Genomic DNA, 12,570 nt, shown 5'->3' on the forward strand with positions numbered 1-12,570 from the left:
AGGTGGCGGAATGGCCTTGGAAGGCCGCTAAATTCGCGCCGTTCCAAGAGGGCTGCTCCCGGCCCGGAAGGCAGGAGACCCCACAACCGATGACGGAACGGACCACACAGCGCACCCCCAACCGGCAGCTCGCGGCACTCATCGCGGAGGCCGGTTTCTCGCATGCCGGCCTCGCCCGCCGAGTGGACCAGCTGGGGGTGGAGCACGGCCTCGACCTCCGCTACGACAAGACCTCCGTCACCCGCTGGCTGCGAGGGCAGCAGCCGCGCGGCACCACCCCCGCGCTGATCGCCGAGGTGTTCACCCGCAGACTCGGCCGGCGGCTGACCGCCCAGGACCTGGGACTCGACGCCTGCGCGCCCGTGTACGCGGGGCTGGAGTTCGCCGCCACCCCCGAGGAAGCCGTGGACATCGTCAGCGGCCTGTGGCGCAAGGACTCCGGGAGCCACGCCGAACTGCGCAAGATCGCGTTCACCCCGGCCGGCCTGGTGGTGCCCAGCAGGGACTGGCTGATCGGGCGGGCCGACGAGCACGTGGGCAGGGGCGACGCCGCGCACACCGGCTCGGGGCGGGTCCCCATGCAGGGCCCCCGGTCGGTGGTGCCCCGGCAGCGGGGCACCACCGACCGGGGGCCCTGCCAGCGGGTCTCCGGCGGTGACATCGCGGCGCTGCGTTCGGTCGGTGAGCTGTTCCGTGCCCTCGACCACGCGTACGGCGGCGGGCACGCGCGGCAGGCCCTGGTGCGCTACCTCGAGCACGAGGCCGAGCCCATGCTGCGCGGCACGTACGGCGAGACCACGGGCAGGCGGCTGTTCGGGGCGGCCGCGGAGCTGACCAGACTGGCCGGCTGGACCTCGTACGACATCGCGGCGCACGGTCTCGCCCAGCGGTACTACGTCCAGGCGCTGCGACTCTCCCAGGCGGCGGGCGACCGGGCGTACGGCTCCTATGTGCTGGTCACCATGAGCCGCCAGGCCGTCTACCTCGGCCACGGCAGGGAGGCCGTGCAGCTGACCAGGGTCGCGCAGCAGGGCGTCGGACCGTCGGCCCCGTCGCTCGTGCAGGCGCTGCTGCACTCGGTGGAGGCCCGTGGGCACGGAGTGCTGGGCGAGGCACGGGCGTGCACGGCGGCGCTCGTACGGGCCGAGCGGGCACTGGAGACGGCCAGGCCCGGGGACGACGTGCCGCACTGGGCGCGTGGCTTCGACGAGGCGCAACTGGCGCACGAGTTCGGCCACTGCCACCGGGACCTGCGGCAGTACCGGACCGCGGCCCAGCACGCGGAACGCTCCCTCCAGCTGCAGGCCCCGGCCTTCGCGCGCAGCCGGCTCTTCTCCCGCGTCGTCCTGGCCTCGGCCCGGCTCGGCCTCGGGGAACTGGACCAGGCCTGCGCGCTGGGAGCGGAGGCGGCGCTGCAGGCGTCGGAGATGCGGTCGGCGAGGGCGGCGGAGTACGTGCGGGACTTCGAACGCCGCCTGGAGCCGTACCGCGACGCGGCCCCGGTCCGCACGTACCGCGACCGCGTGGCGGCCCTCGGCTGAGGGCCGCGCCGGGGGTGTCCGGCTTTCGGCGGTACGCGCCCGGGGGCTCCGGCTTTCGGCGGCGGGGCCGAGGCCGCCCGGGTTTCGGCGGCTCCGAGGGCACCGGCGGCCGGCGGGCGGGGTGGCGGCCCCGTCCGCCGAGGTTCAGGCCGCCGCCGTCAGCGGCTTCGCCGCGTGGCCGGGCCGGATGCCGAAGTCGCTGAGCACCGCCTGCGCCGCCCTGCGGCCCGAGTGCAGAGCGCCCTGCACCGTTCCCGTGTCGCGGTGGTCGCCGCAGACGTAGAGGCCGGACAGCACCCGCACCGGACGTCGCAGATCGTGCGGGGCGGGCGACGCCGGCACCGCCCGGGGGTCGTGGTGGACCGCGAGCAGTTCCCACCCGTGGGTGCGGGTGCCGTACAGCATCGCCAGATGCCGGCGCACCCGTCGCTCCAGGTCCTTCCCCGCGGACCGCGCACCCAGCACCGTCGACGAGATCAGCACCCGGCCGTCCGACGCCCGGGACGGATCGACCTCGCTCATCACCGTGGTGTGCGAGACCGGACCCGTCCGGTCGGCGTCCAGCACGAGCGACGGCTCCCGCAACGGGGACTCGGGCGCGGTGTGGTGGAACACGGTCACCGCGTGGAACGGCGGAACCCGCAGCCCCGGCAGCAGCCCGGCGGCGGCCCCCGCCCCCGTGGCCAGCAGCACGGCACGGCAGCGGAGGATGCCGTGCTCCTCGGTGGTCACCGACGTGGTCGAGACGTCCGTGACCCGCGCCCCCGTCCGTACGACTCCCTCCGGCAGTCCCGCCGCCAGCAGTTCGGGCAGCGTCGCCGCACCGCCCGCCGGCACGCAGAGGCGGCCACGGGCATAGCCCAGCAACGCCAGATCGGCGCACCGGCTCGAGGTGGCGGTCAGATCCGGGTCGCTCAGCAGGGCGGAGAGCAGCGGGCGCAGGAAGCCGTGCACCGTACGGGCCGGCAGCCCGCGGCCGTACAGCGCCTCCGCGGCGGTCCGTTCAGGGCGGGCCAGGATCCGGTCCACGGGCGTCGCGGCGAGGCGGGCCAGCGCCGCCCCGAGCCGTGCCTGGTCGAGCTGGCGGGGCCGAGGGGCGCTCGCGAGGGCGCGCGCAACGGTGAATGCGACCCCCACGCCCCTCGGGGCGTTCGGCGTCCCCCGGCCCACGCTCCGCAGAGCGTGGGGAGAGGCCCCCACCTCGCCGGTCCGCTGGAGCCGGCCCCCGCTGTGCACGAGCACACCGGGCGCGAACATCCGCAGATCGGCGTCCCGGAGCGCCGCCGTGCGGCGCAGCTCCGGGTACGCGGTACTGAGCAACTGGCCTGTGCGGTCGAGCCGGAAACCGTCGAGCTGCTCGGTGGCCATTCTGCCGCCCACCACGGGGGCGGCCTCCACGACGCTGACCGTGACACCCGCACTGGTCAGACGGTGGGCCGCCGACAGTCCGGCGATTCCGGCCCCGACGATGACGACATCCGCATCATGAGCGGTGCTGAGCACGTGCCCCTCCCCGAGGTCGGCGCGGCTGGTGCGAGGGTCATGCCCCCAACAGGCCCGAGGAATACCCGAGTTCGGACCGAGACTAAGGAGGTATGGGGCCGTGGAGGTCGCGCACACCGCGGAGCACCGGAGCGCGGGGGCGCACGCGGCGCCTCTGGCGCCCCCGCGTCCCTTCGAAGCCATCCGTCCACCGCGGCGGGCCCCGATCACGTCCTACCGCACCGCGGCCCTGATCGCCTCGTCGATGCGCGGGAACGCGAAGGAGAAACCGGACTCCAACAACCGTGCCGGCAGCGCCCGCTGACTGCTCAGTACGTCGGACGCCAGGTCGCCGAGCGCCGCGCGCAGCACCGGCTGCGGAACCGCGAACGGTGTCGGGCGGCGCAGGACCCGGCCCATGGCCGCCGTCGCCTCCCGGTTGGTGACCGGTTCCGGCGCCGTCAGATTCACCGGTCCCGACAGCGACTCGGTGTCCAGGATGTGCCGCAGAGCGGCGACCTCGTCGTGCAGGGCGATGAAGCTCCAGTACTGACGGCCACTGCCCAGCCGTCCGCCCAGACCCGCCTTGAACAGGGGGAACATGCGCCCCCACGCGCCGCCTTGCCGGGCCACCACCAGGCCCGTGCGGGCGAAAGCCGTGCGTACCCCGGCCTCCTGGGCCGCGGCCGCCGCCTCCTCCCACTCGACGCACACCTGCGGCAGGAAGCCGTCCCCGGGCGGCGCGCTCTCGTCCACCGGCCGGTCGCCGGTGTCACCGTAGTAGCCGACGGCGCTCCCGCTCACCAGCACCCGTGGCGGCACGTCGAGGGAGGCGACGGCCTCCGCGATCGCCGCCGTGCCGAGCACCCTGCTGTCGCGGATCTCCTTGCGGTACGCGTCTGTCCAGCGATGGTCGCCCACCCCCGCTCCCGCGAGGTGCACGACGGCCTCGCAGCCGACCAGGCCCGCCACGTCCACGTGCTGCCGCTGCGGATCCCACTCCACCTCGTCACCGGCGCTCGGCGGGCGCCGGACCAGACGCACCACCTCGTGTCCGTCGGCGCGCAGCGAGTGCACCAGCGCCTTGCCGATGAGTCCGGAGGCGCCGGTGACGGCAATTCGAGATCTCTGCATGGAGCCCATCCTGCCCTCGTCGTCCGCCGTGACACAGTGGCTCCATGCCCGAGTCGCACATACGCCCCGCCCGCCGCGCCGACGACGCGGAGCTCGGCGAGCTCGACCGTGCCGCCTGGTCGCCGACGCACGCCGTGACGCCCCGGCCGCAGCCCCCGTACGACCCGTTCTTCGACCCGAGGCACCGGCCGGACCAGTTCCTCGTCGCCGAGGACGCCGACGGCACGATCGTCGGCTACATCCGGCTGGCACCGCCCACGCCGCTCGCCTGCAACCAGCACGTCCGCCAGATCCAGGGCCTCGCCGTGGCCGCCCGGGGGCGGGGGCGCGGTGTCGGGCGGGCCCTGCTGCGTGCGGCGTGCGACGAGGCCCGGCGCCAGGGCGCTCGGCGCATCACGCTCCGGGTGCTCTCCCACAACGCGCCGGCACGGGCGCTCTACGAGGCGGAGGGCTTTGTCGTGGAAGGCGTCCTGCCGGGCGAGTTCCACCTCGACGGCCGGTACGTGGACGACGTCCTCATGGGCCGGACCCTCGACGGAAACTGACGGGAACTGAGTGCGGCGCAACGGACCCGAGATCGGGCCCCAGAGCCGTGCGGTCCGCTCACAGCCCGCCGAACCGCTCCCACAGCCGGGGAAAGCGCTGCGCCAGCGCCATGTCGTCGTCGAAGTCGAACGGTGTGCCGGCGGGCTCCGCCGACTGCACGGGGATGCCCAGGTCGGGTGCGTCGACTCCGGTCAGCTGCTCGTACGCCTCGTCCGCCGCGTACCCGAGCTCCTCGCCGTCGCCGTCGATGTCCTCGTCGAACTCCTCCAGCAACTCGGCCAGGGAGTCCGGTTCGTGCACCCCGCCCTCGAAGATCTCCCGGCCCTGCCCGATCAGCCAGCAACGGAAGTAGTCGAAGGCGTCGTCGCTCGCCCCGCCCAGCAGCACCGCGGCAGCACCCCACAGGTCCCAGGTGTAGGCGCGGTTGTAGCGGGCCTCGAAATGCCGCGCGAAGTCGAGCACGGAATCGGGGTCGAGTTGCAGCAACCTCTCGACGAGCAGCTCCGCGTGGTCCTCGGGGTCGCCCTCGGCGGCCTCGCGGGTGCTGTCGATGATCTCCCAGAACTCCGTCTCGTCCATCACGGGTCCAGCATCGTGGTTGGCGGAGGGCGGCGCACGCGGAGCCGCCGAAAAGCGGCTGTTTCGCAATCGGAGGCACCTGCACGGGTCATACCGGACAGAGGATGTCCGGTATCCGTGCGACGGTCGGTTCATGACGACGAACAAGCCGCTGGACGGCAGCCTCTCGAACAAGATCGCGCTCGTCGCGGGCGCCACCCGGGGCGCGGGCCGCGCCATCGCCGTACAGCTCGGCGCCGCGGGCGCGACCGTGTATGTGACCGGCCGGACCACCCGGGAGCGTGTCAGCGAGGTCGGCCGGCCGACCGAGACCATCGAGGAGACCGCGGAACTGGTCACCGCCGCCGGCGGCGACGGAATCGCCGTGCCCACCGACCATCTGGAGGCGGATCAGGTACGGGCGCTCGTGGAACGCGTCGACCGCGACCACGGCCGGCTCGACATCCTCGTCAACGACATCTGGGGCGGTAACTTCCTGCTCGACTTCGACACGAAGATGTGGGACGTCGATCTGCGGCGGGGGCTGCGGATGATCGACCTCGGGGTGAGGAGCCACATCATCACCAGCAGCATCGCGCTGCCCCTGCTGGTCCGTGAACCGGGCGGCCTGGTCATCGAGGTCACCGACGGCACGGCGGAGACCAACCAGGGCTTCCGCGAGAACTTCTACTACGACCTGGCCAAGAACGGCCCGATCCGGATGGCGTTCACCCTCGGCGAGGAGCTGAAGAGCGTCGGCTGCACGGCTGTGGCGGTCACCCCCGGGTTCCTGCGCTCCGAGGAGATGCTCGACATCTTCGGCCTGACGGAGGAGAACTGGCGCGACGGCATCGGGAAGCAGCCGCCCCACTGGGCGCTGTCCGAGTCGCCCGTGTATCTGGGCCGGGGGGTCGCGGCACTCGCCGCCGACCCGGAGCTGTCCCGCTGGAACGGACAGTCCCTCGACAGCGGCCGGCTGGCCAGGGAGTACGGCGTCACGGACGCGGACGGCAGCAGGCCCGACGTGTGGGGATACATGCTGGCGGAGCAGGCGGGCCGGACACCGGCGGTGGAGGACTACCGGTAGCGGGGCGGGGCCGGCGGCGGTGCGGGACTACCGGTAGAGGTCCCGCATCCCGGCCGCCGCCCCCGCGAAGCGGTCGCGCAGCTCCTGTGGCTCCACGACCTCCACCTCCGGTCCCAGGGACAGGAGTTGGCTGTACGCCACGTCGAGGGACTCCACCGGCAGCGTCACCGTCACCCTGCCGCCCCCGTCCGGTGGCCCCGCCGCGGCGAGCGCCTCCAGCGCGGCGGCGCGGTCCGTCACGTACGGCAGCCGCCGTGCGCCGTCCTCGGTGGCGCGGACGACGACCTCGGCGCGCAGGATGGAGCGCGCGAACTGCGCCGCGCGCTCCTCCCAGAAAGCGGGCAGGTCGAAGTCGTCGTCGCGTTCGAAGAACTCCTCGTCCGCCGCGGCCGACGAGAACCGATCGATCCGGTACACCCGGAACGTGCCGCCGGCCCGGGCGCACAGGTACCAGACGCCGGCCTTCAGTACGAGCCCGTACGGCTCCAACTCCCGTTCGACCTCGGCGTCCCGGCGGCGGTACGTCGCCCGGATGCGGCGGTCGTCCCACACGGCCTCCGCGATCACCGGCAGCAGCTCCGGGGTCTCCGGCTCCTGGTACCAGCCGGGGGCGTCCAGATGGAAACGGCCGGCCGCGGAGTCGGAGGCGTTCCTGAGCGACGGGAGCAGCGCCGCGGTCACCTTCAGGCGTGCCGCGGACGCCGCGTCCTCGAGCCCCATGTCCCGCAGGGCGCCCGGCAGCCCGGACAGGAACAGGGCCTCGGCCTCGGTGCGGGCGAGGCCGGTCAGCCCGGTGCGGTAGCCGCCGACGAGCCGGTAGCCGCCCGCTCGGCCCCGGTCCGCGTAGACCGGGACACCGGCCTCCGACAGGGCGAGCGCGTCCCGGGTGACGGTGCGCTCGGACACCTCGAGCTCGCGGGCGAGCTCCGCCCCTGTCATCGACGGTCTCGACTGCAGGAGCAGCACCATCTTGATCAGCCGGGCCGCGCGCATGCCCTCATCATGGCGCAGCTCAGGCCAGCGGTACCTGGAGCTCCGTCACCCACTTCTGCTTGTCCGGCGGGCACTCCAGGTAGACCTCGCGGGCGTAGCCGACCGAGACATGGCCGCCCGCGTCGATCCAGCGGGCCAGGTTCTGCTCCGTGGGCATGATGGTGTCCATCGGCCCGCGGTGCACGATCGTCGCCGCCCGCTCGACGGCCGGGAGGTCGACGATCTCGAAGTTCTGACCGTCGGCCGCACCGGCCGCGACGGTGCAGCCGGCGTGCACCAGGATCGTGCCGTCGCCCTCGGGCGCGTCCTCGTAGTAGGCGACGCCCGGTCCGATCGGCGTGACGCCGGCCGCCTTCAGCCGCGTGAACAGCTCGTCGTACAGCGGGGAGATGACCGGGCCGATGTGTTCGGGTGCGTAACTGGCGGCGACGGCGGACAGTTCGGCGATCCGCACCGCCGGGAGGGTCTTGATCACGACGTCCTGGGTGGGCATGCGCCCCTCGCTCTCGATCGACCGGAGCCTCGCCTCGACCTGCGCCAGCCTTGCGGCCGCCACGGACATCGCCTCCTCCAGCTCCACCTGCCGCAGCTTGAGCATGCCGCGCAGCTCCTCCGGGGTCACCTTGTCCTCGAGGATCTCCTGCACCTGCTGCAGCGTGAAGCCGAGATCCTTGAGGGCGACGATCCGGTTGAGCCGGTCGAGCTGTACGGCGGAATAGTAGCGGTAGCCGGTGAAAGCGTCGGTGTGCTGGGGGCGCAGCAGCCCGATGGCGTCGTAGTGACGCAGCATGCGGGCCGAGACGCGACCGTGCCTGGCGAAGTCTCCGATGGTGAACATGACGACTCCCACTGCACGGCTTCACACGGTGTCAAGGTCAAGCATCGCGCACGGGGCCCCCGGAGGCAGCTGCCTCCGGGGGCCCATGTGAGCCGGTTCTACAGGCCGTAGCGCTCGCGCGCCTCCTTCACGGCGGACGCCGGGACCTCGCCGCGCTTGGCGAGCTGGGCAAGCGCCGCGACCGTGATCGACTGCGCGTCCACGCCGAAGTGGCGGCGCGCGGCGTCACGGGTGTCGGACAGGCCGAAGCCGTCCGTGCCGAGCGACGACCAGTCCTGCTCCACCCACTGGCTGATCTGGTCCGGAACCTGGCGCATCCAGTCGGAGACCGCGAGGACCGGGCCCGGCGCACCCTCCAGCGCCTGGGTGACGTACGGGGTGCGCTGCTCGCCGCGGAGCAGGGCCTCGTCCGCCTCCAGCGCGTCACGGCGCAGCTCGCCCCACGACGTCGCGGACCACACGTCGGCCGCCACGTTCCAGTCGGCGGCCAGCAGCTGCTGGGCCTCGAGCGCCCAGTGGATGGCCGTACCGGACGCGAGGAGCTGGAGTCGCGGCGCGTCGGCGCCCGCCGAGCCCTCGTTGAAGCGGTACAGGCCCTTGACGATGCCCTTCTCCACGCCCTCCGGCATGGCGGGCTGCGGCTTGGGCTCGTTGTAGACGGTGAGGTAGTAGAAGACGTCCTCCGCGTCGGGGCCGTACATCCTGCGCAGACCGTCCTTGACGATCACCGCGATCTCGTACGCGAACGCCGGGTCGTAGTTCAGCGACGCCGGGTTCGTGGCCGCGATCAGGTGCGAGTGGCCGTCCGCGTGCTGCAGGCCCTCACCGGTCAGCGTCGTACGGCCCGCGGTGGCGCCGACGATGAAGCCCTTGCCGAGCTGGTCGGCGAGCTGCCACATCTGGTCGCCCGTGCGCTGCCAGCCGAACATCGAGTAGAAGATGTAGAAGGGGATCATCGTCTCGCCGTGCGTCGCGTACGACGTGGCGGCGGCGATGAAATCGGCCATGGCGCCGGCCTCGGTGATCCCCTCGTTGAGGATCTGGCCGTCCTTGGCCTCCTTGTAGTACATCAACTGGTCGCGGTCGACCGGCTCGTACGTCTGACCCAGCGGCGAGTAGATGCCCGCCGACGGGAACAGCGACTCCATACCGAAGGTGCGGGCCTCGTCCGGGACGATCGGAACCCAGCGCTTACCGGTCTCCTTGTCCCGCATCAGGTCCTTGACCAGGCGAACGAACGCCATGGTCGTGGCCATCTCCTGCTTGCCGGAGCCCTTGTACAGCGCCTTGAACGCGCGCTCCTCCGGCTGGGGCAGCGGAGCGGAGGCGTGCAGCCGGCGGGCCGGGGCGGGGCCGCCGAGGGCGGCGCGGCGCTCCTGGAGGTAGCGCACCTCCGGCGAGTCGGCGCCGGGGTGGCCGTAGGGAACGAGGCCGTCCTCGAACGCGCTGTCCGCGATCGGGAGCCCGAGCAGCTCGCGCATGCCCTTGAACTCGTCGATCGTCAGCTTCTTCATCTGGTGGTTGGCGTTCTTGGACTCGAAGCCCTTGCCGAGCGTGTAGCCCTTCACCGTCTGCGCCAGGATCACCGTCGGCGCACCCTTGTGCTCGACGGCCGCCTTGTACGCCGCGTACACCTTGCGGGCCTCGTGGCCGCCGCGGGAGGTGTGGAAACACTCGGCGATCTTCGCGTCGCTGAGCAGCTTCGCCAGCTCGACGAGCGCCGGCTCCGCGCCGAAGAAGTGCTCACGGATGTATGCCACGTCACGCGTCGCGTACGTCTGGAACTGCGCGTCCGGGACCTCGCGCAGGCGGCGCACCAGCGCGCCCGTGGTGTCGAGCTGGAACAGCTCGTCCCAGGCCGAACCCCACAGCGACTTGACGACATTCCAGCCGGCGCCGCGGAACTGGGCCTCCAGCTCCTGCACGATCTTGAAGTTGGCGCGGACCGGGCCGTCGAGACGCTGCAGGTTGCAGTTGATCACGAAGGTCAGGTTGTCCAGCCGCTCGCGCGAAGCGAGGGCGAGAGCCGCCGTCGACTCGGGCTCGTCCATCTCGCCGTCACCGAGGAACGCCCACACGTGCGAGTTCGCCGTGTCCTTGATCCCGCGGTTGTGCAGATAGCGGTTGAAGCGAGCCTGGTAGATCGCGGAGAGCGGGCCGAGACCCATGGAGACGGTGGGGAACTCCCACAGCCAGGGCAGCCGGCGCGGGTGCGGGTAGGACGGCAGGCCGTTGCCGCCCGACTCCTGCCGGAAATTGTCGAGCTGTGCCTCGGTGAGGCGGCCGTCGAGGAAGGCGCGGGCGTAGATGCCCGGGGAGGCGTGGCCCTGGATGTAGAGCTGGTCGCCGGAGCCGTCGCCCTCCTTCCCGCGGAAGAAGTGGTTGAAGCCGGTCTCGTACAGCCAGGCCGCCGAGGCGAAGGTGGCGATGTGGCCGCCGACGCCGTACCGGGAGCCGCGGGTGACCATGGCCGCCGCGTTCCAGCGGTTCCAGGCCGCGATGCGCTGCTCCATCGCCTCGTCGCCGTCGAAGGCGGGCTCGGCGGAGGTCGGGATGGTGTTGACGTAGTCCGTCTCCAGCAGGCGGGGCAGGGCCACACCGGCCTTCTCGGCGTGCTGGAGCGTGCGGCGCATCAAGTACGCGGCGCGGTGCGGGCCTGCGTGCTCCGCGACGGCGTCGAGGGACGCCGCCCACTCGGCGGTTTCCTCGGCGTCACGGTCCGGGAGCTGGTCGAGCTCGCTCGGAAGCTTGCCTACGGGGTCGGTCATGATCGCCGCCTTCCGGACAGGAGGGGGGTGGAGATAGGGGTGCCGTGTCTGGCAGGACAGGGCGACGGGTTGGTGAACCCGTGGACGACTGTAAGTCTCTGATCGATGATCGATCAAAGTCTGGGACCAAATTGGCATCCAGTGCCGCGAAAGTGGGCACGCCGTGCCGGTACGAAACGGTCTTTCCCGGACGCGGTGGCCGGGGTGGCCGCGGTGGCCGCGTGGGCGCGGCGTTCTCGGGTGGGGGCCCGGTCCGAGGGCGTGGTGCCCCCGGTTCCCCGGTCCGAGGGCGTGGCGTCCCGGGGCTGCGCCCCCCGTGTGCCCGCTGTGCGGGGGTGGGTGCGGGGGCGGGGCCTCCGGGGGCGGGGCCTCCGGAGGGGGATCGCGGACTGCTTTCCCGTACTTGCCCCGCCCTGACTCACGACGCTTTACGTCCGCTCACCCCCCTCCTACGACCCCACCCCCTCCCGCCGGTCACGGGACCGTGGGGCCGGTGGCCGTCCCCACGGCCGGGGCAGGCTTCCCTCGGGGGAAACGGGCGCCCGTGGGCGCGACTGTCCACCTGGGGCGGAATGGACGCGCGGGTGCCGGTCCACGGAGGGAGAGGGGGCGCGCCGCAGTACCGCGGGCGGTGGGCTGTCCACCTCCGGGAGCGAAGCCGTTGGCCGGGGGAGGGGGACGCGCAGGGGGCGTGTTCGGGACGTAAGGCGTCGTGAGTCAGGGCGGGGCAAGTACGGGAAAGCAGTCCCGGACATGCCCCCGGAGCGGCACCCGGACGCCAAGCGAAACGGACCGGGCCACGCCTGACAGCGCACTCGGACCGGGCCGCGCCCGGACGTCAGCCGGGACAACCGGGCCGCGCCCCGGAACCGCACCCGGGCCGGGCCGCGCCCGGGACCGCCGGGCCACGTCAGGCGCGCGGCGCGCAGCCGAGGACGTGGGCCTTCACGAGCGCGCCGATCTCCGGGTCGCGGCGGCGGAACGCCTCCACCAGGTCCTGGTGCTCCTCCGCGTACGACTTCTGCACCGTGCCCAGCCAGCGGATCGACAGCGCGGTGAAGACCTCGATGCCGAGGCCCTCCCAGGTGTGCAGCAGCACGCCGTTGGACGCGGCCTTCACCAGCTCGCGGTGGAAAGCCACGGTGTGGCGGACCTGGGCCGCGGAGTCCCCGGCCGCGTCCGCCTCGTGGAGGGCCGTCACGTGGGGCGTCAGGGCCGAGCAGTCGTCCGCCAGCCGGTCGGCGGCGAGTTCCGCGGCGATCTGCTCCAGACCGGCCCGCACCGGGTAGCTCTCCTCGAGGTCCGCGGCCGTCAGACTCCGTACCCGTACGCCCTTGTTGGGCGCGGACTCGATCAGCCGCAGCGACTCCAGCTCGCGCAGCGCCTCGCGGACCGGGGTCTGGGAGACCTCCAGTTCCGTGGCGATGCGGCGCTCGACGATTCGTTCACCCGGCTTCCAGCGTCCACTGACGATCCCCTCCACGATGTGCTCGCGGATCTGATCGCGCAGCGAGTGGACGACGGGGATGGTCATGGAGCGCTCCTTAAAGCCGCGTTGACCTGTGACCCCTAGACAATACGGCGGCGCCCCCGCCGGGAAGTACTCCCGGCAGGGGCGCCGTC

General features: G+C 72.6%; 10 protein-coding genes. 3 read left to right on the forward strand and 7 right to left on the reverse strand.

What is annotated here, in order from left to right; translation table 11 throughout:
• Positions 1-89 precede the first annotated feature (89 nt).
• The gene (locus ACIQ7Q_RS18175; RefSeq protein ID WP_403862472.1) at positions 90-1,541 is read left to right on the forward strand and encodes a regulator; all 1,452 of its coding nucleotides are present in this window, start codon (positions 90-92) and stop codon (positions 1,539-1,541) included.
• 144 nt (positions 1,542-1,685) lie between these two features.
• On the opposite strand, the gene ACIQ7Q_RS18180 is transcribed toward ACIQ7Q_RS18175, so the two are convergent.
• The gene (locus ACIQ7Q_RS18180; protein ID WP_403862474.1) at positions 1,686-3,044 is read right to left on the reverse strand and encodes an NAD(P)/FAD-dependent oxidoreductase; all 1,359 of its coding nucleotides are present in this window, start codon (positions 3,042-3,044) and stop codon (positions 1,686-1,688) included.
• A 213-nt stretch (positions 3,045-3,257) separates the two neighbouring features.
• Positions 3,258-4,157, reverse strand: coding sequence for a TIGR01777 family oxidoreductase (locus ACIQ7Q_RS18185; protein ID WP_403862477.1), 900 nt, complete (start codon positions 4,155-4,157; stop codon positions 3,258-3,260).
• A gap of 44 nt (positions 4,158-4,201) precedes the next feature.
• Between ACIQ7Q_RS18185 and ACIQ7Q_RS18190 the strand changes: the two genes are divergently transcribed.
• Positions 4,202-4,702: a GNAT family N-acetyltransferase gene (locus ACIQ7Q_RS18190; RefSeq protein WP_403862480.1), complete on the forward strand. Its 501-nt coding sequence runs from the start codon at positions 4,202-4,204 to the stop codon at positions 4,700-4,702.
• A gap of 58 nt (positions 4,703-4,760) precedes the next feature.
• On the opposite strand, the gene ACIQ7Q_RS18195 is transcribed toward ACIQ7Q_RS18190, so the two are convergent.
• Positions 4,761-5,282 carry a DUF4240 domain-containing protein gene (locus ACIQ7Q_RS18195; RefSeq protein WP_403863559.1) on the reverse strand — a complete coding sequence of 174 codons (522 nt, stop codon included), beginning with the start codon at positions 5,280-5,282 and terminating at the stop codon, positions 4,761-4,763.
• 133 nt (positions 5,283-5,415) lie between these two features.
• On the opposite strand from ACIQ7Q_RS18195, the gene ACIQ7Q_RS18200 reads away from it, so the two are divergent.
• Positions 5,416-6,348 carry an SDR family oxidoreductase gene (locus ACIQ7Q_RS18200; RefSeq protein ID WP_403862483.1) on the forward strand — a complete coding sequence of 311 codons (933 nt, stop codon included), beginning with the start codon at positions 5,416-5,418 and terminating at the stop codon, positions 6,346-6,348.
• Positions 6,349-6,375: 27 nt separating this feature from the next.
• Here the strand turns inward: ACIQ7Q_RS18200 and ACIQ7Q_RS18205 are convergent, their stop codons facing one another.
• From ACIQ7Q_RS18205 to ACIQ7Q_RS18220, 4 genes are all read right to left on the reverse strand, one after another.
• Positions 6,376-7,341 (reverse strand): helix-turn-helix transcriptional regulator, encoded by a 966-nt coding sequence (locus tag ACIQ7Q_RS18205; protein ID WP_403862486.1) that lies wholly within the window; start codon positions 7,339-7,341, stop codon positions 6,376-6,378.
• A 19-nt stretch (positions 7,342-7,360) separates the two neighbouring features.
• Positions 7,361-8,179, reverse strand: a complete 819-nt coding sequence (locus tag ACIQ7Q_RS18210) for a MerR family transcriptional regulator (RefSeq protein ID WP_403862489.1) — start codon at positions 8,177-8,179, stop codon at positions 7,361-7,363.
• A gap of 98 nt (positions 8,180-8,277) precedes the next feature.
• A complete protein-coding gene (aceE, locus tag ACIQ7Q_RS18215; RefSeq protein ID WP_403862492.1) occupies positions 8,278-10,947 on the reverse strand; it encodes a pyruvate dehydrogenase (acetyl-transferring), homodimeric type in 2,670 nt (889 codons plus the stop codon).
• Between the two features lie 910 nt (positions 10,948-11,857).
• Positions 11,858-12,481: a GntR family transcriptional regulator gene (locus ACIQ7Q_RS18220; protein WP_403862495.1), complete on the reverse strand. Its 624-nt coding sequence runs from the start codon at positions 12,479-12,481 to the stop codon at positions 11,858-11,860.
• Positions 12,482-12,570 lie beyond the last annotated feature (89 nt).

Origin of the sequence: Streptomyces sp. NPDC096176 (assembly GCF_044763255.1) — a bacterium.
Taxonomy (GTDB): Bacteria; Actinomycetota; Actinomycetes; order Streptomycetales; family Streptomycetaceae; genus Streptomyces.